We start from the raw sequence: 25,161 nt of genomic DNA on the forward strand, positions 1-25,161 counted from the left end.
CAATATTTAAGTAAATTAAAGACAAGTTAAAACATTGTGAGCATCAATGTTTTAACTTTAGTTATCAACTTCACAAAATCACTCTATAATACCGCCAATCTTATTAAAGCCAATTGAGTCGTTCATTAAACACATGGCTTTAATCTCTCATTTTTTAAGTCAATTTCTTCGCTGTGATTCGGCTTATATTTCAATATTTAGAATTTTATGTGTCTGTGCTGACACATAAAAATATTTAGGTGCCAGCATGGAAATCAAGGTTAATTATCTCGACAATCTTCGACAGGAAGCTAAGTTCGATGACTTTACGGTAATTGCCGATCAACCAATTCGCTACAAGGGTGACGGTTCGGCACCGGGCCCATTTGACTATTTTTTAGCATCTTCTGCATTGTGTGCCGCTTACTTTGTAAAAGTGTATTGTGCAGCTCGAGATATCCCAACCGATAATATTCGTTTATCGCAAAATAATATTGTTGATCCTGAAAACCGCTATAAGCAAACATTTAAAATTCAAATTGAATTACCAGCCGATATTTCAGAGAAAGATCGCCAAGGGATTTTACGTTCAATCGACCGTTGTACTGTTAAAAAAGTGATTCAAACTGGTCCCGAATTTATTATTGAAGAAGTTGAAAGCATTGATGCAGATGCGCAAGCATTGTTATTGCCAAGCTTAACTTCAGAAAGCCATACCTTTATTCAGGGTAAAGACCTGCCATTAGAAGAAACCATTGCCAATATGTCCGCTATTTTGGCCAACTTGGGCATGAAGATTGAAATTGCGTCTTGGCGTAATATTGTCCCGAATGTTTGGTCATTACATATCCGCGATGCGCAGTCTCCGATGTGTTTTACCAACGGTAAAGGTGCAACTAAAGAAAGTGCTTTAGCTTCTGCATTGGGCGAGTTCATTGAGCGCCTTAATTGTAACTTCTTCTATAACGACCAGTTCTGGGGTGAAGAGATTGCCAATGCTGAATTTGTGCATTATCCAGATGAAAAATGGTTTAAACCGGGTCCGAATGGTGAATTACCTAAAGAAATCTTAGATGAATATTGTCTTGAGATTTATAACCCAGATGATGAATTACTCGGTACGCATTTATATGACACCAATTCAGGCAACGTAGAGCGTGGCATTTGTTCGCTACCTTTTGTGCGCCAGTCTGACGATGAAGTTGTATATTTCCCATCAAATTTAATTGAAAACTTGTACTTAAGTAATGGTATGAGTGCAGGTAACACTTTGGCTGAAGCCCAAGTTCAATGCTTGTCAGAAATTTTTGAACGTGCTGTTAAACGTGAAATTTTGGAAGGTGAAATTGCACTTCCAGATGTACCTGAAGAAGTATTAGCGAAATACCCAAGTATTGTTGCTGGTATTAAAGGTTTAGAAGAGCAAGGCTTTCCTGTTTTAGTTAAAGATGCATCGTTAGGTGGCCAGTTCCCTGTAATGTGTGTGACTTTGATGAACCCGCGTACGGGTGGTGTTTTTGCATCGTTTGGCGCACATCCAAGTTTTGAAGTTGCTTTAGAGCGTAGTTTGACTGAGCTGCTTCAAGGTCGTAGTTTTGAAGGTTTAAATGATTTACCTCAACCGACTTTCCAAAGTAATGCGGTGACTGAGCCGAACAACTTTGTTGAGCACTTTATTGACTCAAGCGGTTTAGTGTCTTGGCGCTTCTTTAGTTCTAAATCTGACTATGACTTTGTTGAATGGGATTTTTCTGGAGAAGGTGAAGAGTCGAATACAGACGAAGCTGCAACATTGCTCGGTATTCTCGAAGAGATGGGCAAAGAAGTGTATATGGCAGTTTATGAGCACTTAGGTGCGACCGCTTGCCGTATTTTAGTACCGGATTATTCAGAAATTTATCTCGTTGAAGATTTGATTTGGGACAATACCAATAAAGCACTTTCATTCCGTGAAGATATTCTAAATCTGCATCGTTTGGATGATGAACAACTTGAGGCATTGGTTGAGCGCTTAGAAGAATGTGAGCTAGACGATTACACCGAAATCACCACACTCATTGGCATTGAATTTGATGACAATACAGTTTGGGGACAACTCACGATTTTAGAGTTGAAATTGTTGATTTACGTTGCTTTGCAGCAATTTGAAGAGGCAAAAGAGTTAGTCGAAACTTACCTGCAATATAACACCAACACCGTTGAGCGTGGCTTGTTCTATCAATGCATGAACGTTGTGCTTGAAGTCATGTTGGACGATGAACTAGAGCTTGAAGATTACCTTACTAATTTCCGCCGTATGTTTGGTGACACGCGAATGGATGCAGTATTAGGTTCTGTCGATGGTAGCGTTCGTTTCTATGGTTTAACACCAACCAGCATGAAACTAGAAGGGCTTGATCGCCATTTACGTCTGATCGATAGTTATAAAAAATTACATGCAGCTCGTGCTAAAGCCGTGACGATGTAATTTAAAAAGCGAATTAAAAAAGCCTATTTTTAAAATAGGCTTTTTTTATAAAACAAATCTATATTTTAAGCAGGCACTTTCGTGATCTCTAAGATTTCTGCCTCTGCTGTATCATCTTGATGTTCGCCTAAAGTGTTTTTAGCAGGAATATACGACATTGCACGTTCTGCTAGAGCTGTGATGGTTAAACTCGGGTTAACGCCCAAATTTGCACCTAACATTGAACCATCGACTACATATAAGTTTTTATAGTTAAACACACGGTTCTGCCCATCAACAACGCCTTGTTCGGGGCTTGAAGAAATGGCACAGCCACCCATGCAATGCGCTGTAAAGGGCACGTTGAACAAAATTTCTGTAATGGTCGTCATAGGATGCCCATTAAACATTTTGGCAACCTTTTCGGTAAAAGTATTGGCCTGCGGAATATAAACCGGTAGCTTTTGGCCCTCACTCGATAAAACCTTGCCAAAAGGCCAAAACCAGTTACGTTTCAAGCGCATGTTAATTGAGGCATCTGCTGTTTGCATGACCAAGAAAATTAAGGTTTGACGCGCAAAACCAACTGGATTACTCATGCGTAGAAAAATAAATGGATGGCAGATCAAAGCCCATAACCAAAAGAAAATACGTGTCCAACCCGGTTTGCCTTTTGCCATGTAGGTACACATGAGACCCATTGCATCGGAACCATTTCGGTATCGGGTGGCTTCAATATGCGTGTCATGGTCAATATAGATGCTTGAACCAATGGCAACGCCTTTACTCATGTCGACATCTTTACCAAAGAAACGAACCCCTAAAATAGACTCGGCATTGGTACGTACCCGATTACCCAAGTCATCAGAAATATTTGGCAGAGAACCAGACTGTTTTAAGCGAAACAACATCTCTTGAGTACCCAAAGACGATGCCGAGAAAATCACATTACGAACGCGCCAAGTGCGGCGCTGTTTGTTAAACCATGAACTTGAGCATTCGGTGGTGACTTCATAGCCATCACTGCCATCTGCTTTGCCATTGAGTGGTTTAACATCCACGACTTTTGTTTCTTCGTAAACCTTGGCGCCATTTTTTTCGGCAAAGTACAAATAGTTTTTATCTAACGTATTTTTTGCGTTGTGTTTACAACCTGTCATACAACCGCCGCATGCAGTACATGTACCGCGGTCTGGACCTTCGCCGTTAAAATATGGGTCTGGGTAGGTCTTTCCGCCTTGTTCACCTTCGGGTGGGAAAAAAGTCGCAACCCGAGTCGGTTTAAATGTGTGACCCACTCCGATAGCTTCCCCCATTTTCTTTAACATGTGATCGGCAGGGCCAAGAATTTTATTATCAGTTACCCCTAACATACGTTCTGCTTCAGCATAGTGCTGTGGCATTTCATTTTTCCAGTCAGCAGCATCTGCCCAAGTACCTTCATCCCAAATATGTTCAGGCGGAACAAGTAACGTATTGGCATAGGTAATTGAGCCGCCACCTACGGCGTTACCACAAATAATGGTGACATGGCGAAAAAAACGCATATTGAAATAGCCGAAAAGCTTCATGCCTGGACGCCAGATCCAACGGCGGGAGTTCCAGTTATTTTTAGCAAAATCTTCAGCTTTCCAGCGACGCCCCATTTCCATCACGGCAACTGAGTAACCTTTTTCGGTTAGGCGGCAGGCAGAAACACTACCGCCAAAGCCTGAACCAATAATGAGATAATCATAGTCATAATTGTTTGTTGTCATGCCGAGGACTCCTGTCTGGCGATACTTTTTATATTGACTGGGCATATTTATGAATAAATTGTCCAATGTGCTCAATTGAGTCATCAGATTCTTTTAGTATACCCGCGTGAAACTGAAAAACATGTCCGACTTGGTCATAAACTTTAAAGCTCATCGGAATACCATATTTTCCGGTTTGTTCAGCAAGGCGTTTTGCATCATCTAATAAGACTTCTTCGGTGCCGACATGAATCAGAACAGGGGGTAAACCTGTTAAGTCAGCATAAAGTGGCGAACAGCTTGGATCGGTGGCAGGTTTTTGTCCGCAATAGTTTTTTGCACACCAAGACAACCAGCTTTCAGACAGCATGGCATCTTGAGTCGCATGCGTTTTCATCGTTTTCCCAGACAGACTTAAATCTATCCACGGTGAAAGTAAAACCAATGCGGCAGGTAATGGTAAACCTGAGTCTCGAATAGCAATTGCAGTACTTAAACTCAGCCCACCACCAGCAGAATCTCCAGCAATTACGAGCTTTTTCGGATTTTGGCCTTGAGCAAGTAAAGCTTTATAGACTGAAATTACATCTTCAAGAGCAGCTGGGCTTGGGTGTTCTGGAGCTAGGCGATATTCTGGTAACCAGACTTGAGCTTGAGCTGCATGTCCAATTTGGGCGGCAAGTTTAGAATGACTTTTACTACTGCCCACGACATAGCCACCACCATGTAAATATAAAATTCCTAGTCCATTTTTGGTAGACTTGGGCAAAATATGAAGTGTGGGAACTTGGGCAATACTTTGTTTTTGAGTTTTATATCCGCGTGGCCCACGCACAATAGCACTAGCTGCATCACTACAAAAACGTTGTAGCTTCACCGGAATTTTAGGAGACAAAGCCGGACGTAATGTCGTCCGGATGGTCCATGCAAGAAGCTGCTTCATAATAAGAACTCATACTAGAGCTTGTCATTTATTGAATAAGCATCTCCTCAATTTAAGAGATGCTGATCAGTGATTTTTATTTTGCTGGTTTGTTAAGTAAACGAGTTTGCAAAGCAGTTGCTGTTGCAAAAATCTTTTGGTAACCCTGTGGAAGAATACGCTGAATTACGTCAACGACTTTCGCGTCAGCTCCAATCAGTAAACGGCGACGGTTTTTACGAACAGCCTCTAAAATTTGTTGAGCAGCCTCGTCAGCTGGGGTGCGAAGTAATTTATCGAAGGCATCCTGACTTTTAATAGGATCCATTCCTAAAGACTGGACGCTATTATTCATGCGAGCAGCTTTGGCAATATTGGTTCGAATACCACCCGGATGTACACAGGTCGCGCTAACCCCCGCATTTTGCATATCAAGTTCTTGACGCAGAGATTCAGTAAAACCACGAACGGCAAATTTACTGGCATTGTAAGCACTTTGGGTTGGTTGAGCTGTTAAACCGAACATGCTGGAAATATTAATAATGTGCCCATCACCACTTTGCTTTAAGAATGGTAAGAATTCTTTGGTGCCATAAACCACACCCCAAAAGTTAATACCAATCAACCATTCAAGATCTTCATAACTTATACCTTCGGCAGTGCTGCCCATTGCCACACCAGCATTATTAAAAATCAGGTTAACTTGTCCATGTTGATCTACAACAAATTTTGCCCAATCTGCAATTTCGGTACGATTGGCAACATCAACTTGTTGAGTGGTCACTTTGACTGGGTAGGTCGCCAATAGCTCGACAGTTTTGGCTAAACCCGCTTCGTTTACATCGGAAAGCGCTAGATGGCAGCCTTGTTTTGCTAGTTCAATTGCAAGTGCTTGTCCAATACCAGAACCTGCACCTGTAACAGCAGCGACTTTGTTCTTAAATGACTTCATAATTTTCTCCGTTTATTTTTCTGATTTCCTATCGTAAAGCTGATTAAGAAATAGCCGAAACCTGCGTGTAATTTTCAATATCAAAGCGGCGGGTGCGTTGACGATATTCAAGGGTAAAACCTGGCCAGTTATTGGTATTTTTGCCATCAGCAGTCTGGTACCAACTCGTACAACCTTGCGCCCATACGGTTTTCTTCATTTTTTCTTGAATGTTTTGGTTAAACTCGTGTTGAACTTCCGCACGAACATTGGTGAATAACAACTTATTTTTTATCAGTGTTTGAATGGCATCTAAAATATAATTCACCTGACTTTCAATCATATAGACAATTGAATTATGTCCAAGATTGGTATTTGGACCATAAAGCATAAAGAAATTAGGGAAACCGCTAACAGTTAAGCCAAGATATGCTTCTGCACCATCTTTCCATGTGTCTTTTAAGGTACGTCCGTCTAATCCAGTAATTTGCATTGGTGCCATAAATTCAGTTGCAGCAAAACCAGTACCATAAATAATGGTATCAACTTCGCGCAGATTTCCGTCCGTATCTAAAATGCCATTTTCAGTGATTTCTTGAATGCCTGTATGAATGACATCAACATGAGGTTGAGTGAGCGTTTCATACCAGTGGTTGGAAATTAAAATACGTTTACAGCCAATTGGATAGTCCGGCATTAAACGGTGACGTAATTTGGAGTCTTTCACCACTTTACGAATATGGCGCTGGAATAAATATTCCACTAAAGGCATTTCATTTAAAGATGTAGTGAAGGCAAGTAGGCGAATTTCATGGTGACCATATTGCAAAGCACGATCTAAACTTTGCAAAATCGGTAATTTACGAAAAGCTTTTTTCTCTAAAGGTTGATAAACCCGATCTGGTTTTGGAATGACGTAAGGTGCCGAACGTTGATAAACATCAAGATGAGCAACCTGTTTAGCAATTTCGGGAACAAACTGAATGGCGCTTGCACCTGTACCAATTACAGCAACACGTTTGCCAGTTAAGTCGTATTCATGGTCCCAGCGAGCGGAGTGAAAAGCTTTACCTTTAAAGTTTTCAATGCCCTTAAGTTTTGGATAGGCGGGGCGGTTGAGCTGGCCCACGGCACCTACTAAAAATTCGGCTTCAAAACGTTCGCCATTGGTACTTTGAATGTGCCAGACACCTTGTAGGGCATCAAATTCGGCACTGGCAATTTCGGTATTAAATTGAACATGCGGGCGAAGGTCATATTTATCAGCGCAGTGGCGTAAATATTGATAAATCTCTTGAGATGTGCCGTAACGGTTTTTCCAGCCGAGTTCCTGTTCAAAAGAAAAAGAATAAAGATGTGACGGAACATCACACGCAGCACCCGGATAAGTATTGTCGCGCCAGACACCACCAACATCGGCGGCTTTTTCATAGAGTGTAAATTGATCAAAACCAGCTTGTTTGAGTCGAATCGCCAGACCTAAACCACCAAAACCAGTGCCTATAATGGCGATACGTACATTTTTATTTGAATTAGATAACGAATTAAACATAGGCTGCTCTAAAATCCTTAAAAACAGTGGGCGAAAAAATCGCAATTTCCTATATACAGCATAGACATTTATTCTCTTGATTTAGAGGATGGATGAGGACAAAATATTGTGATTCGAGGACATTCTGGATGGTACAGTGACGTACACTTGGGCTTTTGAACGTAGCATACACAGTGTTCGCCTTATGGCTGATTTTGCAGCAGAAGCAGGTGTTTGTTATCAGACCATTTTAAAAGAGACAGGAATTAATCAACAGCAATTGCTTGACCCTAATATGGTGGTTTCAGGCCAACAAGAATTGCAGTTGATTCATAATCTAGTTGAGCAATTTGTAGATCGGCCTACTTTAGGCTTAGAAGTGGGAGCACGATACCACTTTACAACATTTGGACCATTAGGTATGGCCCTTATGAGTAGTGCCAGCATTCGTGAAGCCCTTGATTTTGCACTGACCTATTTTTCACTTACTTTTGCTTTTACTCGTTTTTTAGTTTCTGATACCGATGAAGGCACACGTATTGAGATTGAAGGTGAGGGCATACCTCCTTCAGTTAAAAAGTTTATTATTGAACGTGATGCCGCTGCTCTTATCACTGTGCAACGTGATTTAGTACAAGATAATTTTTGCCAATATTTGGCTTTTGCTTTTCAGCTTAAAGGGGATGCACAACCTTATATCGATTTGTTTGGAATTCTGCCGGAGTTTGGTGCAGCTCAGAACTTTGTTTTACTCGATCCACACAAAGTGGATCAAAAACTGCAAATGGCCAATGACCTGATTTTACATACGGCTGAAGAGCAGTGTCGGCAAATTTTAGATAAACGCCAATCGCAAAAAAAGTTTACGGCTTTAGTGCAGCAGCAATTAATGCATATTCGTGGAGAAATGCCATCTATGGAAATAGTTGCAGATCGATTGCATATAAATGCCCGTACTTTACGCCGTCATTTGGCACAAGAAGAGATGACTTTTATTCAAATACGTGAAGAAGTTAGGCAGGTTTTAGCAGAACAATATTTGGCTTTGCCTAAAATTTCAGTTGAGCAAATTGCCGAATGGTTAGGCTATGCAGAACCTGCCAGTTTTATTCATGCCTATAAAAGATGGTATGGAAAGACACCGCATGCGATGCGGTTAAGCATTAAATAATAACTGATTTTATTTATTCAAACGCAAATGCAATAAGCGTGTTGCTGCCGTATGACGGATTTCATCTGGGCGCGCATTGAAATAACGTTCAGTAATAGCTTCACCTGACAGATCTTCAACGACTTCAAATCCCATCTGTTCAACTGCACCATGTAAATCAGTTGGTTTGAATTGTCCCAATAAAGGTTCTTTGAGCAAATGCGTAAACTGTGCAACACCCATGCTACCAATGCGTTCAATGCCAGTTAACTCTTGAAAATCGGTTGAATAGTCGAGTACAACTTCACTGCCATTTACCGCAAATTCAGCAATACTTTTTAAAGTTTGCAAGGTGGTTTGAGGGTTTAAATAGTGAGTAGTACCCAGCCAAGAAAAGAAAGCTGGTGCTGTTTGTTGATATAAACTCCGAGCCAAAGCATCTGAAATCGATTCTTTCTCAAAATTAATTGCGACAAACTCAACAGTAGAGGGAAGGTCGCCTAGTTTTTTTAATTTAGATTGTTTTGCAGCTTGCGTATCGGGGTGATCAACTTCAAAGATTTTTAAAGTTGGGTAATGGTGCGATTGGCGTAATACAAAAGAGTCTAAGCCTGCACCCACTAATACATATTGTTGGATGTTTTGATGAACTGCCTGATCAAGCAAATCTTCGGCATAACGAGAGCGTCCGACGACTTGCCCAGTGAGTAAACCTAAAGTGCGGTTTAAAACCGCAGAATTCATTAATTTAACAAGAAGTGGGCTAGATAGAAGTTTTTTCCAGCCTTTGCTGGTCAGTTCAAAAGCATAAGGATCTGAAAATACAGGGCTGACCGTATTTTTAAAGTGATTTGCTCGTAATGCAGCAGCGGCTTCGGCAGTACGGCTTGATTGGCCTTCTTTCATCTTTATCCTGTTCTTTTATTTCTTGAAGATATTCAACGAAGAAGGCAGTGTATTTCATGAAAACATAAAAAACACTGCCCACTTCTTACAACTGATTTGATCAAAATTACAAATTAATGAGTTTTCGTCGTTTGATACGTTACTTCATAATCTTTCAAATCGACGCTTTTCAAACGTTGTTTAAGCTTTTTCAATGACCATGGCCATGCAGCAAAGTTACGTCCGTTGGCATCAAGATAATAGCTCTTACAACCACCACTATTAAAGACAGTTGTTTTTAAGTGCTTTTGCACCAGATCATTATGCTTTTTAATCACTTCGGGCTTAACATTGAACTTGCTAATACCTTTGTTCTTAATTTTCAATAAGCCATCTACAATATAGTCTAGCTGTGCTTCAGCCAAGCCAATAAAAGAGTCATAGACCAAGACATTCGGTCCTAAAATTAAAAATGCATTCGGTACATTTTCAATGTTGGTCCCTAAATAAGCCTCAGGCGAACTATCTTTCCATAAATCTTGTAAACGTTGACCTTTTTCATTATGAACACGTTTACCAATTGGTGGGTGAGATACCTCAAAACCAGTACCCCAAATAATTACATCAACTTCATGTCGTTCGCCATTGGCAGCAACAACCGTATTACCTTCAACTTTAACCAAACCATGAGGAATCAGGGTCGTGTTTGGTGCTTGTAGAGCTGGATAATAATTATTGGCAAATAAAATACGTTTACAGCCGATATCAAAGTTCGGTGTCACATTTTTACGCAGTACAGGGTCATTAATTTGTAGTTTTAGTAATTGCTTGCCCAGTAAGTTTACTGGTTTAAGTGCAAGTGGGTTACGTAAACCAAAATTAATTGCATTCAGTGTGAGAGCTACACTTTTACGCCAGCTCGCCTGAATGGATGGATATTTTGCAATGACTGATTTACTAAATTCGCCCAAGTCAGTGTCTGGTTTTGGTAGTACCCACGGAGCTGTGCGCTGGAACACCAAAAGCTCTTTCGCTTTTGGTTGAATTTGTGGCACAAACTGAATGGCAGAAGCACCTGTACCAATTACGGCAATTCGTTTACCAGTTAAATCATAATCATGATTCCATTTTGCTGAATGGAACATCTCGCCTTTAAACGTATCCAAACCTTCAAGACGTGGAATTTGAGCTTCGGTAATTGGACCTGTAGCGAAAATAACGGTTTTAGATAAATACTGACCTGTCGTTGTATCAAGCACCCATAAATGGCGTGAGTCATCCCATGCGGCATTTAGCAGTTCGTTGTTAAACTCGATTTTTGATGCGACATTAAACTCGTTACTTACATCTTCCAGATAACTTAAAATTTCCGGCTGACGAGCAAATAAATGGCTCCATTTTGCACTGGGTGCAAACGAGTAAGAATAAAGTGCTGAAGGGACATCACAACCACAACCTGGATAGGTGTTTTCACGCCATGTACCGCCTACACGACTCGCTTTTTCAATAATTTTATAATTGGTATAGCCCACTTGATCTAGGCGAATGGCAGTGGCTATACCTGAAATGCCGGCACCTACAATAAAGGTGTCGAAAACGTGGTTGGGTGAATTGACAGCTTTTTTTGCTGATGCATTTGTTTTCATTTGAGCAGTCATATGCGTACTACCTATAAATTTCTTATTTAAATAATTTGTAAGATGTGCCAAGGAACTTGGTATACAAGCTCGGTGATGCCCGCTTCATTAACCAGAATAACTTTGCATCAAGTTGAGGAATGGTATACAGCTCATCCTGATCTAATCGGTTAAGTGTTAATTTGGCTACATCATCACTTGTAGTCAGGGCATAGTTCATGAGTGCATGGTCTGCAAGCTTGGAGTAGCGTCCCGGAATCCGACCATTTTTAATGATATTGGTTGGAACCAAAGTAGGGCAGAGTACATTAACTTTAATATTGAACTTATGCAGTTCGGCAGAAAGCGTTTCTGACAGCGCACGCACACCTGCTTTAGTCACGTTGTAGGCTGTCATTTCTGGTGCGGCTGTATAAGATGCAGCAGATGCAACATTAATAATCGCGCCGTAACCCAACTTTTTAAACTTTGGAACGAATGCATGACAGCCATGAATAACACCCCAAAGGTTAATATTCATTACCCAGTTCCAGTCTTCCAAGCTAAGCTCATCAAACTTGCCACCTAAACCTACACCAGCATTATTAATCAGTAGGGTCACAGGGTGTTGCATTAAAATTTCAGCTTTTTCAGCTAGATGTGTAACCTGTTCAGCATTACCTACATCACAACGTATGGCAAAAGCTTTTGCACCTTGTTGCTCAAGTAATTTTACGGTCTCTTCAGCAGCTTCCAGATTAATGTCTGCACAAACTACACTGCCACCACGTTTTGCAAGTTCAATTGCAAAACTGCGTCCAATCCCACTGCCTGCACCTGTCACCACGGCATAAGCTTTTTGGCTTGGTTTAACTTTCTTTTTGCCAAATAAAATCATGATTCATCCATAAATAACTTTAAGAGAAACTAGCTATCTACGAGATAGCTAGTCATAAAGGACGATTAAGATACGCGTACAGGCGGGGTAAATTCTTTAACAAAGTAAGGGGCAATGGCTCCGCCTTCGTTCAGTAATTTCTTTTTGTAATACTCAAGATATTCAGTTGTATCATGGTCATTTGGGTGAAAGTCTGGGCGTAAATAGTCAAGAATCTGACCAATTGTACTTCCGAAAACACCATCTTTCGGACCAAAGATTAAACCTACGCCACGGCGGGCATCTTTCCAGAATTTTAAGGTGAACATCTCTTGCGGTTTTCTTAAAACTGGTACAAACAAAGTAGTCGCAGGAATTAGTCCCAAAATGGTAACTAGAGCAAGTAAGAAACCTGAAATTCGTAATGGATAGTTGCCATTTAAGAGTTGATAGACATCATAGGCAATATCTTTATGCTCAGATTCTTCAAGCATATGCCACATCCATAAAGCACGGCTCTTGGCATCATCTGAATGATAGAAATTCTTTTCATGCTTCATCATATATTCAGCAAGTACCGCGGTAAAATGCTCAATACCAGCCATCATCGATAACTTAAGCGGCTGTGGAAACTTCAAAAACACATATTTAAAGAAGTTCGAGCCAAGGAAACGATAGAGTGCAACAGGATAATTAGCATCCTGAAGTGCATCATTATATTCATTGTGCAATTTTGAATGAATTGCTTCTTGACCAATGAGCGACGTAACACGTTGTTTAAGTATCGGATCTTTAATAAACTCACGATGATGACGAGCTGTTTCGATCACCAGATCTTCACCATAAGTCAAAAACACAGAAAGTGTGGCAAAGAACAAGGTGGCAAATTGATTGTTCATATAGAACTTGACATCAATTTCCTTGCCATCAAAACCAATATTTAAATGACGGATTGGAATAGAGGCTTTACTAGCAAAATCAGGTAACTCGATTTCACGGTGAAATTTAAGTTTATTTAATGATTTTTTAACTGTGGTCGAGATCATGGCGACACCTTGAGACAAGTAGTGGTGCATTTTGCTGAAAACTAATAAATTCAATGATCAACAAAGCACTAATAAATTCCATTTTCAAAGGCAGAGTATTCTCTGTAATTGACTACGGTGTTGTTGCTCCGTTATTTATTTGATTATTTGGCTGAATAACGGAAAGAAGAGTCGATGCAGGCTAAAGCCAATGAATGACTCTTCTTTAATTTTTTCATATTAATCTGACTTTATGTTCGGATTCAATTCGGGTAAATTTTTAAATATAGCAACACTAATTTTACTTAAACTTTATAAAGTGATTATTAAATTTTAAAACAATATATATTTGAAAAATATCAATAAATTAAATTTTTAAATATGTAGAATCATAGATAGAATACATCTTAAATGATTTAGATAAGCTTGATTTTTTAGCTTTCTTTTAATGAAGTTTGACAACTATTCGGATTTTGTTTTTTTATTTCAACCGTGTCTGATTACATGCTAATCTGACTTTATGTTCGGATTATTGATTAGATCGTATGACCACGCGTAAACCTCGTCAAACTCGAGCCAAAGTTACTGTCGACACAATTATTGAAGCTGGTTTTATTGCGGTCGCGCTTCATGGTCCCAGCGGCACCACTACACGTCATATTGCAGAAATGGCAGGGGTGAGTGTCGGATCTTTATATGAATATTTTAAAAATAAAGAAGAAATTTATGATGCGATGAATCATTTTTTTGTTCGGGAAATTCTGGACATGATTACGGAACTTACACCGACGATTTTACAGTTGGAGTTAGAGCCTGTCATTGAAATGATTTTTTATACCTTTAGTGATTTACTAAAGAAAAATAATGACCGTTATTTGACTGTTTTACGTTATGCAGGTGAGTTGCAATACGATAAATATATTCCAAAAATTGAGCAGGCTTTAATGGAAGTCATCATGAAATATATGATGCATAATCCAAAATACCTAAAAATCAATAATTTGGCTGTTATCACTTATATCTGTATTAATAGTGGGATTTTTAATGTGGCACGACATCTTATTTTGCCAAATCCCTTCATTAGTTTCGATGAGATGGTGCAAGGTTTAACCACAATGATCATGAGCTATATCAATACAGAGATGGCACGCTCAGAAGAGCATTCATAAATTAGAATTTTTTCAATCGCAATATTAATGAAAAGCCCTCACATAAAGCTGTATGTGAGGGCTTAGTTATATTATGGCATGGTTGGAACTTCTTCCGGACGCATATCGAAAATCAAGATTTCGGCATTATCGCCATGGGTAAACGATAAGTTTCCGCCATCACGAATACGAGCAGCATCACCTGTGTTAAAGGTTTTACCATTTACATCAATACGGCCTTTCGCCACATGTAAGTACACATATCGACCATCAGGAATCGTAAAATCAGCAGTTTCTTCACCATCAAAAAGACCTGAATAAATATGAATGTCTTGTTTGATTGTTAAAGTTTTCTCACCACCTTTTGGTGAAATGATCAAATGCAATTTACCGCGTTTGTCTGCTTCATCAACGTGAATTTGTTGATAACCTGGATCTGTATTTACTTCATTTGGAACGACCCAAATTTGCAAGAAATGTACACCTTCTTGTGCTGAATGGTTAAATTCACTATGGGCAACTCCACGACCTGCACTCATCAACTGAATATCACCTGGGACAATCACAGAACCCGTACCCATTGAATCTTTATGCTCTAATGCACCTTCAAGTACATATGAAATAATTTCCATATTACGATGAGGGTGAGTACCAAAACCTTTAGATGGAGCAACGTTGTCATCATTAATTACGAGTAAATCTGAAAAACCGACTTGTTTTGGGTCCCAATAGTTAGCAAACGAAAAGCTATGTTTTGACTGTAACCAGCCGTGATGTGCTGCACCACGTTCATGAGATAAACGCATATCAAACATGATCTACTCCTAATTTAGTTTTTTCTGTCTATGAGCACATTTTATCGTATCGATTATTGTAATAAAGCTCTGAAAATGGAAAGCTTGGTGCGATTTATGGAACGATGAAAAAAGCTATAAAATGACTACTTTTCTAGTCGCTACAGATAGAGTAAAGGGGTATTCGAACTTAAAAAATAATTACTTCTTAAATGAGAAGGTGGAGGTTTTATTTGGAGCTGAAAATATCTTTTTAAGCTCGAGATGAATTCAAAAAAAAACAATCTAAATAGAAAATTTATAAGATAGAAAATTAAGTAAAAATAAAATTTTTTTATCCTATAGAATTTTTACAAAAACAGAGATATTTCAATTTATGTGTACCATTATTTTTAATCTATATATTTAAGTAAGCTTAAGAATTAAACCTGATAAAAACCTAATGTTAAAAATAACTAAACATTACAGATTGATAAATAAATTACTTTTCAAGAGAAAAGTTTTATATTTATCAATTAATAGTTGTGTATATCTAAAATCACTTTTCTTTTCAAATATTTGAGTAAATATGTGTTATTGTAAATAAATGTGAAAACATTCACAAAGCTATTTTTTTTTGTTAAGATCATTAACATTAAAAACATAGAGATAATAATAATGATCAATAAAGTATTAATAGTGTTATGTGTGGGTATTGTCTTTGTATTAGGGTATTGGGCTTACTTAGATACTCAAAATAAAAGACATCAAGAATTGATGCGGATTATTCAAGAAGCAGAAATAAATCTACAAAGTATCGAACGCAATCCGAATCATGCTCATCACAGCAATTTAGCTTCCTATAACATACAAGAATATATCGGCGAGAAAAAAGTTATTTTCTAATAATAAAGCGCTATAAATTTTTTAATTTTAACAATGTTATTGGTCATATCTTTTCATAAATTTTGATCATGTTTCTGTTGAATCTGTTAAACTTATTGAACGTATAGTAAAAAAGCTGCATAGGGGTTATGCAGCTTTTTTGTGTTTCAAGAGGGGCTGTGGTTATTTCCTATGTATGAACTAGAAACCAAATGAGTGGCATATTTGTTGCTTCTTTTATTTGAGGTTCTTGTTTATAGGTCTGAACAGAAAAACAATATTGTTCAGTTATCTACATAGAAGTAAATATTTCATAGTTCAGATTTTGCATAGAGGCTACTTATGGCGGCGCCCAATTCTTCGGCAGGCTGGTTAGAGCGTTTATTTAAGTTAAGCGACAACAAAACCACTTTCCGAACTGAAGTTCTTGCTGGTGTAACTACATTTCTAACGATGTGTTACATCATTATTGTCAATCCACTCATTTTATCTGAAACCGGCATGGATCATGGCGCCGTATTCGTTGCGACCTGTTTGGCAGCAGCAATCGGCTGTTTAGTGATGGGGATCATTGCTAATTATCCAATCGCATTGGCCCCTGGTATGGGTTTAAATGCTTACTTTACCTATTCAGTCTGTATGGGTATGGGTGTGCCATGGCAAACAGCTTTGGCTGCTGTTTTTGTTTCAGGTCTTGTCTTCCTTGCAATTAGCTTTTTCAAAATTCGTGAAGCGATTGTAAATGCAATTCCAATGTCGCTGAAGTTTGCGATTGGTGGAGGGATTGGTTTATTCCTTGCGCTTATTGCTTTAAAAAATTCAGGCATTATTGTTGCCAATCAAGCGACATTAGTTGGCTTAGGTGATATTAAACAACCTACAGTATTGTTAGCGTTATTTGGATTTTTAATGATTGTGGTTTTACACCAGTTAAAAGTTCGTGGCGCAATCATTATTAGTATTTTGGTTGTTACCGCAATTGCGACTGCTTTAGGTCTAAACGAATTTAAGGGTGTAGTGGGCCAAATTCCTTCAATTGCCCCAACATTCATGCAAATGGACTTTAAAGGTCTATTTACTGCAAGTATGGTTGGCGTAATCTTTGTATTCTTTATTGTCGACTTGTTTGATAGTACGGGTACTTTGGTTGGTGTTTCACATCGCGCCGGTCTTTTGCAAGATGGTAAATTACCTCGTTTGAAAAAAGCATTATTTGCAGACTCTACTGCAATTGTTGCGGGTGCCGCATTAGGTACATCTTCAACTACGCCATATATTGAGTCGGCTTCAGGTGTTGCGGCAGGTGGACGTACTGGTTTAACTGCTGTTGTGGTTGCGGTCTTATTTATTTGCTGTTTATTTCTAGCACCTCTTGCTCAATCTGTACCAGGTTTTGCAACAGCACCAGCTTTATTGTTCATTGGTGTGTTGATGATTCAAGGGATCACTCACATCGATTGGGATGATATTACAGAAGCTGTTCCAGCATTTTTAACCATTGTATTTATGCCATTTACCTATTCAATTGCTGATGGCATCGCAATGGGCTTTATCAGCTATGCATTAGTTAAATTATTCACGGGTAAGGCAAAAACTGTACCGTACATGGTATGGATTATTGCTGCACTTTGGGTATTTAAATTTATCGCGTTTGGCGGTTAATATGATTTTTTATAATTTTCTTCTTGAGCTGTCTTAGTCATAGTTTTTAATAAGAAGAAAATTATAGAAGGGTGTGATTTTTACCACACCCTTTTTTTCTTTAGATGTGGAGTTAATATGAATCAAGTCGAGCTGATTCGTGCCTTACCAAAAGCCGAATTGCATGTACATATTGAAGGGACGTTTGAACCTGAATTAATGTTTGCAATTGCCCAGCGCAATCAGATTCAGATTCCTTACAAATCTGTTGAAGAAGTAAAGCAAGCTTATAACTTTCATAATCTTCAATCATTTTTAGATATTTACTATGCTGGTGCAAATGTTCTTGTACATGAACAAGACTTTTATGATTTAGCATGGGCTTATTTTGAAAAATGTGCAGAAGATCATGTTGTTCATACAGAGATGTTCTTCGACCCGCAAACCCACACCGACCGTGGCGTTGCTTTCTCAACAGTTATTGGTGGTTTAAAGCGTGCATGTGCTGATGCCAAAGCTAAGTTTGGTATTAGTTCTCAACTGATTATGTGTTTCTTACGCCATTTAAGTGAAGAAGCTGCATTTGAAACACTTGAGCAGGCTTTGCCATTTAAGCAAGACATTATTGCTGTAGGGCTTGATTCAAGTGAAGTGGGGCATCCACCCGCTAAGTTTGAACGTGTTTTTGCTAAGGCACGTGAAGAGGGCTTCTTGATCGTTGCTCACGCTGGTGAAGAAGGTCCACCTGAATATGTTTGGGAAGCTTTAGATTTACTTAAGGTAAACCGTATTGACCATGGCGTTCGTTCTGAAGAAGATGAACAGTTAATGGAGCGTTTAATTAACGAAAAAATGCCTTTAACGGTTTGTCCTTTAAGTAATTTAAAGCTTTGTGTTGTAAATGATATGAAAGATCATAATATCCGCCGTCTATTGCAAAAAGGCGTAAACGTGACTGTTAACTCAGATGATCCTTCATATTTCGGTGGATATATGAATGATAACTTCTTTGCAATTCAGCAAGCACTAGACCTAAGCAATGACGAGTTAAAACAGCTCGCAGTGAACTCTTTTGAAGCTTCTTTCATCTCAGATGAAGAGAAACAGAAGTGGGTTACAGAAATCCAGAAAATCTAAATAAAAAAACCGCCTATCTCAGGCGGTTTTTTATATAATAAAATTATTTCGGTTGTTTGGTCATACTATTTAAAATATTGTCTTTATCAACAAAGTGATGTTTTAAAGCAGCAAGTACATGCCCAACAATGAGTAAGCCAGCAAACCAAGAAATATAAATATGTAAAGGTTTAACAACAGCTAAAAGCTCTGGGTTATCTTGTACTAAACGCGGAATTTCAAATAAATATAAAACAGGGGCAGGGTGACCAGCACTCCAGCTAAATAAGCAACCAGTGACAGGTAAAGCGACCAAAATCACATAAAGGAATAGATGACCAATATGTGCCAATGTTTTCATGGTCGGTGACATCGTATCTGGTAATTTTGGAGCTGGATGTGTATAGCGCCATAAAATCCGGATAATCACTAAAAAGATAATGGTTGTTGCAATATTCTTATGCAACGTAATCACGTCGCCTTTAAAGCTGCCATCAACGTCATAATTTAAAAAATTTCCACTATAGAAGCCAATAACCCACGCTGCGATGAAAATGATTGCCATCACCCAATGCAGGATTTGTGCGGTACGGGTGTAATACTGAGATGAAACAGCAGGCATAAAAGACCCTATTTTTTTGTCGTTTTGATTTTTGATTCTAGGGCAAAGTGCTGATTTTGAGAAATGTTTTAAATGTAACGGAGCGTGCTAAAAACAGAACGTTTAAGGAAAAATGCATTTGATAGCTAAGTTTTGCCAGGGAAAATAGATTGCATAAATGCATCAAATTATTTGTTTCTTCTAAAGTCGAGTTTAGGCACAATACGCGCTGCCAACGTTCAATCAAAGGAAAAAATGATGAAAAAATTGATGCTCGCTTTAGCACCAGTTGTTTTAGCTTTAACTGCATGTGCAACCACTACAGGTACTGGTACAGGCGCTACTTCAGCACAAACCACAACTCAACAGTTGGGTATGGCTGCATTAAAAGTTGCTGTAAATGCTAAATGTGTGACAGAAATTAATAATGTTGCGGCTTGGAAAACAGCAACAAAATATATGACTGCTGAACAAAGTGAGAGCATTCAAGCGAATGTTTGTGGTTGCGTAAGTGAAAAAGCACCGAATAGCGTTACTGCTGTTGATTTAGCTGCGGCTGCATTGGATGTGAATGCACGCGCAACAATTGTAAATCAAGTCGTATCTAAAACTGTAAATGCTTGCGTAGCAGAAGCTTTACAAAAATAATTAATGATTTGTGTGTTAAAGAAGGCTGATTACTATTGATCAGCCTCTTTTTTTAAAGGTGGAGAATTCATGTTTATTGCTGGCGTAGATGAGGCCGGGCGAGGTCCTTTAGTAGGTTCTGTTGTTGCAGCGGCTGTTATTTTAGATCCCAATAACCCAATTTTAGGGTTGAATGATTCTAAAAAATTAACTGAAAAGAAACGTGAAAAGTTGTTTATTGAAATACAAGAAAAAGCCTTAGCTTGGTCTATTGCTGAAGCAACGCATGGCGAAATTGATCAATTAAATATTTTGCAAGCGACTTTTTTAGCAATGCAGCGTGCAGTTGAAGGCTTAAAAACTCAGCCGCAAAAAGTAATTGTAGATGGTAATCAAATTCCAAAAGGAATCATTATTCCTTGTGAAGCGATTATTGGGGGAGATGCAAGTCATGCTGAAATTAGTGCTGCTAGTATTTTAGCAAAGGTTACGCGGGACCGACAAATGGTAGAATTAGATCAACAATATCCACTATTTGGTTTTGCTAAGCATAAAGGATATCCAACTAAAGCGCACTTTGAAGCTATTGCTGCACATGGAGTGATTGATCAACATCGCCGTAGTTATGCGCCTGTTAAACGTGCTTTAGGCTTATAAATACATTGTCCTAAAAAATTTAAAGCGACTAGAAAGTCGCTTTAATTAGGGAGAGAACAACTTCATACTAACGATTGAAGTTTTTCTGTGCATAATTTTCATCTTCAAATGTAACTTGATAATCTTGATCAAGGTGTTGAAGGTGTTCATGCATTGCACGTTCGTGTTGAATACGTTGGTAAATTTCTTCACGATGAACAGAAACCTCTTTTGGTGCATTTACACCAATACGAACTTGGTTTCCTTTGACGCCAAGCACAGTAACACTGACTTGATCCCCAATCATTAACGTTTCCCCGACACGGCGGGTCAGAATCAGCATGTTTATCTCCTTGCTAAACGCTTAAAACTGCAATAGTAATACCCAAATAAAAGCTCAACCTCAGTTTTCAGTCAGATTCTAACAGAAATATGAGAACAAAGTCATATTTTGATAATCTCTGCTAAAAAACTTTCCCTTTAATATAACAGAGCCGCTATAAAAAAAACTATAGCGGCTCTGTGTTTTATTTGATTATTGTCGGACAAGTATACATTTTTTAATGAATTATTGACCGATTGGTAAAATTAAGCGCGCGCGCTGCTTTCACCATGTTCACGATCTAAACCAAAAGCGGTGTGTAGACAACGAACAGCAAGTTCAAGATATTTCTCGTCAATAATGACAGAAACTTTAATTTCAGATGTTGAAATCATGAGGATATTAATACCTTCATCAGCAAGGGCAGTGAACATCTTGCTCGCTACGCCTGCATGTGAACGCATACCTACACCCACGATAGACACTTTAACGATATCATCACGTGTTGAAACTTCACGTGCACCAATATTTTTGGCAGTTTCGTTTAAGATTTTTTCAGCTTTAGCTAAATCAACACGGTTTACAGTAAAGGTGAAATCTGTTGTGCCATCTTCTTCAACATTTTGCACTATCATATCGACTTCGATATTGGCATCACTTACTGGTGATAAAATTTTAGAAGCAATACCTGGTTCATCAGGTACACCTAAAATCGTTAATTTTGCTTCGTCACGGTTAAAAGCAATACCTGCAATAATTGGCTGTTCCATAGTATCTTCCGCCTCAGTAGTAATGAGTGTACCTACATTTTCTTTAAATTCGTCGTCAAACACGCCGTCGTTATCATTATCAAAACTTGATAATACACGCAAAGGAACTTGATATTTTCCGGCAAATTCTACTGAGCGAATTTGTAAAACTTTTGAACCTAATGAAGCCATTTCTAACATTTCTTCAAAAGAAATACGGTCGATTTTTTTGGCTTTAGGAGCAACACGAGGGTCAGTGGTGTAAACGCCATCTACATCAGTGTAAATTTGGCATTCATCTGCTTTTAGAGCAGCAGCAAGAGCAACACCAGAAGTATCTGAACCGCCACGACCTAGAGTTGTGATATTTCCGTTAGCATCAAAGCCTTGGAAACCCGCAACGACAATAACACGGCCTGCATTTAGGTCATTGGTCATGACATCTGTATCAATAGACTCAATACGCGCCTTGGTAAATGCACTGTCAGTTTTAATACCGACTTGACGTCCGGTATAGGATTTAGCTTCCACACCAATCGAGTTAAGTGCCATAGCTAACATGGAAATCGTCACCTGTTCACCGGTTGAAACCATTTGGTCTAACTCGCGTGGGTCAGGTGTTTCGGTAATGGCTTTAGCGAGAGCTAGTAAGCGGTTTGTTTCACCACTCATTGCAGATACGACCACAACAACCTTGTGACCGTGATCATGCCAACGCTTCACACGACGAGCAACATTTAAAATGCGCTCGGGGGTACCCATAGAAGTACCGCCATATTTTTGAACGATTAATGCCATAGTTTTTCCATATAAGCCATGACCCTGAGAGGCTTTTCAGGGTCAGTTACACAAAAAGTGAAGTCTTATTTTTGTTCAAGCCATGCAGGTAATGCAGCAATAACTTGTCCAAACTTCTCGTTAAGTGGCGCGCCACCTTGTGCTAAGTCAGGTTTACCACCACCTTTACCACCTAGCTCGGTTGCTAGATGCTTGATGATGTCACCTGCTTTTAGATTTGCAGTGTATTGTGATGCAACTGAAGCAAGCAGGCTAACTTTGTCACCCTCTACGCCAGCTAACACAATGACTGCGTTCTCTAATTTTGATTTAACACTGTCGTGCAAGTTGCGAAGTGATTTCGCATCTACACCTTGAACAGTGGTAATAAGCGTTTGACGACCAGAAATCGTTTGTACCTGATCAATCAATTCTGACGCTTGGAAGTTTGCCAATTTCTGATTGAGTTGTTCAATCTGCTTTTGTAATGTAGAAACAAGCTCTACATTGGCTTGTACACGCTCAACAGTTTGGTCTTTCTGTGCTTTTAATAAGCCATTAATGTGCTGGATATCTGAATCAGTTTTTTGTACTACATCTAAAGCTTTAGTGCCTGTAACTGCTTCAATACGGCGTACACCAGCAGCCACACCACCTTCAGAAGTGATTTTAAATAAACCAATATCACCTGTACGCTTAACGTGAATACCACCACAAAGTTCAATCGAGAAGTTTTTCTCATCAATTACTGAACCCATAGCAAGAACACGAACTTCATTACCGTATTTTTCACCGAACAACATCATGGCACCTTTGGCTTTTGCCGCTTCGATGTCAAGTAGTTCAGTGGTTACTGCGGTATTTGCAATAATTTCTGCATTGACCAAACGCTCAACCTGTTGCAACTGTTCAAAAGTTACTGGTTGGTCATTAGCAAAGTCAAAACGTAAGATATCACTTGCAACTAAAGAACCTTTTTGTTGTACGTGTGATCCTAAAATTTGACGTAGAGCAGCATGTAATAGGTGAGTTGCCGAGTGGTTACGAGCTGTTGCATCACGAATGTCTGCTTTAACAATCGCTTCAACGTTTTGATCGGCTTTAAGATTACCAACGGTCACAATACCTTGATGAACAAAGGCACCTCCTGACTTTTTCGTATCTTGAACTTCAAAAATACCAGTTTCATTTTTGAAGATACCCGTATCACCAATCTGACCACCACTTTCTGCATAGAAAGGAGTTTGGTTTAAAACGATAAGTGCTTCATCACCTTCAGAAACTTCATCAACCTGTACGCCATCTTTGTAGATCGCTACAATTTGGCCTTGACCAGTGGTGTTGATATAACCGTCAAATTGGGTTTCGCCTTCAACTTGTACAATGCTGTTGTAATCAACTGCGAATTTACCAGCATCACGTGCACGTTGACGTTGTGCAGCCATTTCTACTTCGAAACCAGCTTCATCAATAATAAAGTCACGTTCACGTGCAATATCAGCAGTTAAGTCTGTTGGGAAGCCATAAGTGTCGTAAAGCTTAAATACAGTCGCGCCAGGAATGGTCTTATCTTTTAATTGAGCAAGTTCACCTTCGAGTAGTTTTAAACCTTGCTCAAGTGTTTTAGCAAATTGTTCTTCTTCACGAATTAAAGTTGCTTCAATTACATCTTTGCGCGCTATAAGTTCTGGATAAGCCTCACCCATAACTTCGATTAACGGTTGCAACATTTTGTAGAAGAATGTACCTGTTGCACCAAGTTTATTACCGTGACGCACAGCGCGGCGGATAATACGACGTAATACATAGCCGCGGCCTTCATTACTTGGATTTACACCATCAGCAATTAAGAAACAGCAAGAACGCGCATGGTCTGCAACTACGCGTAAAGAAGGTTGGCCTTCATCTTCAATACCAATAATATTTGCGGCAGCTTTTAATAAGTGCTGGAACAAGTCAATGTCATAGTTTGAATTAACATGTTGCAATACAGCTGAGATGCGTTCCAAGCCCATACCTGTATCAACAGATGGGGCAGGGAGTGGGTGAAGTACGCCATCAGCAGTACGATTAAACTGCATGAAAACGTTATTCCAAATTTCAATGAAACGGTCGCCATCTTCTTCTGGAGAGCCTGGTAAACCACCCCAAATGTGATCGCCATGGTCAAAGAAAATTTCAGAACATGGACCACATGGACCTGTGTCACCCATTGCCCAGAAGTTATCAGATGCGTATTTTTCGCCTTTATTATCACCAATACGGATAATGCGTTCAGGCGCTAAACCAATTTCTTTATTCCAGATGTCATAAGCTTCATCATCGGTGTGATAAACGGTCGCATATAAACGATCTTTAGGAAGTGCTAGCCACTCATCGCTAGTCAAAAATTCCCAAGCAAATTTAAGTGCATCACGCTTGAAATAATCACCAAATGAGAAATTACCTAACATTTCAAAGAATGTATGGTGACGAGCAGTGTAACCAACGTTGTCTAAATCATTATGTTTGCCGCCAGCACGTACACATTTTTGTGATGTGGTTGCACGTACATAGTCACGTTTTTCAAGACCTAAGAAGCAGTCTTTAAACTGGTTCATCCCAGCATTTGTAAATAATAAAGTTGGGTCGTTGGCAGGAACAAGAGAACTCGACGCGACACGTGTATGCCCTTGCGTCTCAAAGTAGCGCAAAAATGCTTCACGAATTTCAGCAGATGTCATTAAACGAGTACTCACAACCAAGTCACTCCATATTTTCGAATTTGGCTAAATGTATCAATGCCTGT

Annotated in this window: 21 protein-coding genes; 8 read left to right on the forward strand and 13 right to left on the reverse strand. The window is 39.1% G+C overall.

Translation table 11 applies throughout. The features are described from left to right. Positions 1-247 precede the first annotated feature (247 nt). Positions 248-2,446: an OsmC domain/YcaO domain-containing protein gene (locus tag KTH84_RS09390; protein WP_262472951.1), complete on the forward strand. Its 2,199-nt coding sequence runs from the start codon at positions 248-250 to the stop codon at positions 2,444-2,446. A gap of 65 nt (positions 2,447-2,511) precedes the next feature. Here KTH84_RS09390 and KTH84_RS09395 read toward each other — a convergent pair whose 3' ends face one another. The 4 genes from KTH84_RS09395 to KTH84_RS09410 all read right to left on the reverse strand — a co-directional run bounded on the left by KTH84_RS09395 (position 2,512) and on the right by KTH84_RS09410 (position 7,566). Further along, positions 2,512-4,182: a GMC family oxidoreductase gene (locus tag KTH84_RS09395; protein ID WP_262472952.1), complete on the reverse strand. Its 1,671-nt coding sequence runs from the start codon at positions 4,180-4,182 to the stop codon at positions 2,512-2,514. Positions 4,183-4,210: 28 nt separating this feature from the next. Continuing rightward, complete coding sequence (locus KTH84_RS09400; RefSeq protein WP_262472953.1) at positions 4,211-5,104, reverse strand: alpha/beta hydrolase; 894 nt, start codon at positions 5,102-5,104, stop codon at positions 4,211-4,213. 76 nt (positions 5,105-5,180) lie between these two features. After that, entirely contained in the window at positions 5,181-6,035 is an 855-nt protein-coding gene (locus KTH84_RS09405; protein ID WP_262472954.1) for an SDR family NAD(P)-dependent oxidoreductase, read from the reverse strand. A 43-nt stretch (positions 6,036-6,078) separates the two neighbouring features. Then, on the reverse strand, positions 6,079-7,566 hold the full coding sequence (locus KTH84_RS09410) for a flavin-containing monooxygenase (RefSeq protein ID WP_262472955.1): 1,488 nt from the start codon (positions 7,564-7,566) through the stop codon (positions 6,079-6,081). A gap of 136 nt (positions 7,567-7,702) precedes the next feature. Between KTH84_RS09410 and KTH84_RS09415 the strand changes: the two genes are divergently transcribed. Further along, a complete protein-coding gene (locus KTH84_RS09415) occupies positions 7,703-8,716 on the forward strand; it encodes an AraC family transcriptional regulator (RefSeq protein ID WP_262472956.1) in 1,014 nt (337 codons plus the stop codon). A 9-nt stretch (positions 8,717-8,725) separates the two neighbouring features. Here the strand turns inward: KTH84_RS09415 and KTH84_RS09420 are convergent, their stop codons facing one another. From KTH84_RS09420 to KTH84_RS09435, 4 genes are all read right to left on the reverse strand, one after another. Further along, entirely contained in the window at positions 8,726-9,601 is an 876-nt protein-coding gene (locus tag KTH84_RS09420; RefSeq protein WP_262472957.1) for a class I SAM-dependent methyltransferase, read from the reverse strand. 113 nt (positions 9,602-9,714) lie between these two features. Beyond that, entirely contained in the window at positions 9,715-11,238 is a 1,524-nt protein-coding gene (locus KTH84_RS09425; RefSeq protein ID WP_262472958.1) for a flavin-containing monooxygenase, read from the reverse strand. A 22-nt stretch (positions 11,239-11,260) separates the two neighbouring features. After that, the gene (locus KTH84_RS09430) at positions 11,261-12,094 is read right to left on the reverse strand and encodes an SDR family NAD(P)-dependent oxidoreductase (protein WP_262472959.1); all 834 of its coding nucleotides are present in this window, start codon (positions 12,092-12,094) and stop codon (positions 11,261-11,263) included. 65 nt (positions 12,095-12,159) lie between these two features. Next, entirely contained in the window at positions 12,160-13,119 is a 960-nt protein-coding gene (locus tag KTH84_RS09435) for a metal-dependent hydrolase (protein ID WP_262472960.1), read from the reverse strand. A gap of 524 nt (positions 13,120-13,643) precedes the next feature. On the opposite strand from KTH84_RS09435, the gene KTH84_RS09440 reads away from it, so the two are divergent. Then, complete coding sequence (locus KTH84_RS09440) at positions 13,644-14,267, forward strand: TetR/AcrR family transcriptional regulator (protein ID WP_133974563.1); 624 nt, start codon at positions 13,644-13,646, stop codon at positions 14,265-14,267. A 71-nt stretch (positions 14,268-14,338) separates the two neighbouring features. On the opposite strand, the gene KTH84_RS09445 is transcribed toward KTH84_RS09440, so the two are convergent. After that, positions 14,339-15,061 carry a pirin family protein gene (locus tag KTH84_RS09445; protein WP_262472961.1) on the reverse strand — a complete coding sequence of 241 codons (723 nt, stop codon included), beginning with the start codon at positions 15,059-15,061 and terminating at the stop codon, positions 14,339-14,341. A 636-nt stretch (positions 15,062-15,697) separates the two neighbouring features. Here KTH84_RS09445 and KTH84_RS09450 point away from each other — a divergent pair. The 3 genes from KTH84_RS09450 (at position 15,698) to KTH84_RS09460 (ending at position 18,682) form a co-directional block, all read left to right on the forward strand. Beyond that, positions 15,698-15,925, forward strand: coding sequence for a hypothetical protein (locus tag KTH84_RS09450; RefSeq protein WP_262472962.1), 228 nt, complete (start codon positions 15,698-15,700; stop codon positions 15,923-15,925). 321 nt (positions 15,926-16,246) lie between these two features. After that, a complete protein-coding gene (locus KTH84_RS09455) occupies positions 16,247-17,566 on the forward strand; it encodes an NCS2 family permease (RefSeq protein WP_042897881.1) in 1,320 nt (439 codons plus the stop codon). Between the two features lie 117 nt (positions 17,567-17,683). Then, a complete protein-coding gene (locus tag KTH84_RS09460) occupies positions 17,684-18,682 on the forward strand; it encodes an adenosine deaminase (RefSeq protein ID WP_262472963.1) in 999 nt (332 codons plus the stop codon). 43 nt (positions 18,683-18,725) lie between these two features. Here KTH84_RS09460 and KTH84_RS09465 read toward each other — a convergent pair whose 3' ends face one another. After that, the gene (locus KTH84_RS09465) at positions 18,726-19,283 is read right to left on the reverse strand and encodes a cytochrome b (RefSeq protein WP_202742858.1); all 558 of its coding nucleotides are present in this window, start codon (positions 19,281-19,283) and stop codon (positions 18,726-18,728) included. Positions 19,284-19,520: 237 nt separating this feature from the next. Between KTH84_RS09465 and KTH84_RS09470 the strand changes: the two genes are divergently transcribed. Further along, positions 19,521-19,910 (forward strand): hypothetical protein, encoded by a 390-nt coding sequence (locus tag KTH84_RS09470; protein WP_202742938.1) that lies wholly within the window; start codon positions 19,521-19,523, stop codon positions 19,908-19,910. Positions 19,911-19,979: 69 nt separating this feature from the next. Continuing rightward, a complete protein-coding gene (rnhB, locus tag KTH84_RS09475) occupies positions 19,980-20,546 on the forward strand; it encodes a ribonuclease HII (RefSeq protein ID WP_009387830.1) in 567 nt (188 codons plus the stop codon). Between the two features lie 67 nt (positions 20,547-20,613). On the opposite strand, the gene csrA is transcribed toward rnhB, so the two are convergent. The 3 genes from csrA to alaS all read right to left on the reverse strand — a co-directional run bounded on the left by csrA (position 20,614) and on the right by alaS (position 25,096). Further along, positions 20,614-20,868 (reverse strand): carbon storage regulator CsrA, encoded by a 255-nt coding sequence (csrA, locus tag KTH84_RS09480; RefSeq protein WP_009387775.1) that lies wholly within the window; start codon positions 20,866-20,868, stop codon positions 20,614-20,616. Between the two features lie 245 nt (positions 20,869-21,113). Beyond that, on the reverse strand, positions 21,114-22,394 hold the full coding sequence (locus KTH84_RS09485; protein ID WP_009387738.1) for an aspartate kinase: 1,281 nt from the start codon (positions 22,392-22,394) through the stop codon (positions 21,114-21,116). A 65-nt stretch (positions 22,395-22,459) separates the two neighbouring features. Continuing rightward, positions 22,460-25,096, reverse strand: a complete 2,637-nt coding sequence (alaS, locus tag KTH84_RS09490; protein ID WP_262473026.1) for an alanine--tRNA ligase — start codon at positions 25,094-25,096, stop codon at positions 22,460-22,462. Between the last annotated feature and the right edge of the window lie 65 nt (positions 25,097-25,161).

It is taken from the genome of Acinetobacter sp. WU_MDCI_Abxb74, assembly GCF_025513915.1.
In the GTDB taxonomy this organism is placed as follows: domain Bacteria; phylum Pseudomonadota; class Gammaproteobacteria; order Pseudomonadales; family Moraxellaceae; genus Acinetobacter; species Acinetobacter calcoaceticus_C.

Excerpts from the sequence above, each read along its gene's own strand:
- rnhB (WP_009387830.1), top strand. The coding sequence starts at position 19,980 with ATGTTTATTGCTGGCGTAGATGAGGCCGGGCGAGGTCCTTTAGTAGGT.
- alaS (WP_262473026.1), bottom strand. The coding sequence starts at position 25,096 with ATGACATCTGCTGAAATTCGTGAAGCATTTTTGCGCTACTTTGAGACG.
- KTH84_RS09445 (WP_262472961.1), bottom strand. The coding sequence starts at position 15,061 with ATGTTTGATATGCGTTTATCTCATGAACGTGGTGCAGCACATCACGGC.
- KTH84_RS09465 (WP_202742858.1), bottom strand. The coding sequence starts at position 19,283 with ATGCCTGCTGTTTCATCTCAGTATTACACCCGTACCGCACAAATCCTG.
- csrA (WP_009387775.1), bottom strand. The coding sequence starts at position 20,868 with ATGCTGATTCTGACCCGCCGTGTCGGGGAAACGTTAATGATTGGGGAT.
- KTH84_RS09450 (WP_262472962.1), top strand. The coding sequence starts at position 15,698 with ATGATCAATAAAGTATTAATAGTGTTATGTGTGGGTATTGTCTTTGTA.
- KTH84_RS09400 (WP_262472953.1), bottom strand. The coding sequence starts at position 5,104 with ATGAAGCAGCTTCTTGCATGGACCATCCGGACGACATTACGTCCGGCT.
- KTH84_RS09485 (WP_009387738.1), bottom strand. The coding sequence starts at position 22,394 with ATGGCATTAATCGTTCAAAAATATGGCGGTACTTCTATGGGTACCCCC.
- KTH84_RS09390 (WP_262472951.1), top strand. The coding sequence starts at position 248 with ATGGAAATCAAGGTTAATTATCTCGACAATCTTCGACAGGAAGCTAAG.
- KTH84_RS09395 (WP_262472952.1), bottom strand. The coding sequence starts at position 4,182 with ATGACAACAAACAATTATGACTATGATTATCTCATTATTGGTTCAGGC.
- KTH84_RS09420 (WP_262472957.1), bottom strand. The coding sequence starts at position 9,601 with ATGAAAGAAGGCCAATCAAGCCGTACTGCCGAAGCCGCTGCTGCATTA.
- KTH84_RS09440 (WP_133974563.1), top strand. The coding sequence starts at position 13,644 with ATGACCACGCGTAAACCTCGTCAAACTCGAGCCAAAGTTACTGTCGAC.
- KTH84_RS09410 (WP_262472955.1), bottom strand. The coding sequence starts at position 7,566 with ATGTTTAATTCGTTATCTAATTCAAATAAAAATGTACGTATCGCCATT.
- KTH84_RS09405 (WP_262472954.1), bottom strand. The coding sequence starts at position 6,035 with ATGAAGTCATTTAAGAACAAAGTCGCTGCTGTTACAGGTGCAGGTTCT.
- KTH84_RS09435 (WP_262472960.1), bottom strand. The coding sequence starts at position 13,119 with ATGATCTCGACCACAGTTAAAAAATCATTAAATAAACTTAAATTTCAC.
- KTH84_RS09425 (WP_262472958.1), bottom strand. The coding sequence starts at position 11,238 with ATGACTGCTCAAATGAAAACAAATGCATCAGCAAAAAAAGCTGTCAAT.
- KTH84_RS09430 (WP_262472959.1), bottom strand. The coding sequence starts at position 12,094 with ATGATTTTATTTGGCAAAAAGAAAGTTAAACCAAGCCAAAAAGCTTAT.
- KTH84_RS09455 (WP_042897881.1), top strand. The coding sequence starts at position 16,247 with ATGGCGGCGCCCAATTCTTCGGCAGGCTGGTTAGAGCGTTTATTTAAG.
- KTH84_RS09460 (WP_262472963.1), top strand. The coding sequence starts at position 17,684 with ATGAATCAAGTCGAGCTGATTCGTGCCTTACCAAAAGCCGAATTGCAT.
- KTH84_RS09470 (WP_202742938.1), top strand. The coding sequence starts at position 19,521 with ATGAAAAAATTGATGCTCGCTTTAGCACCAGTTGTTTTAGCTTTAACT.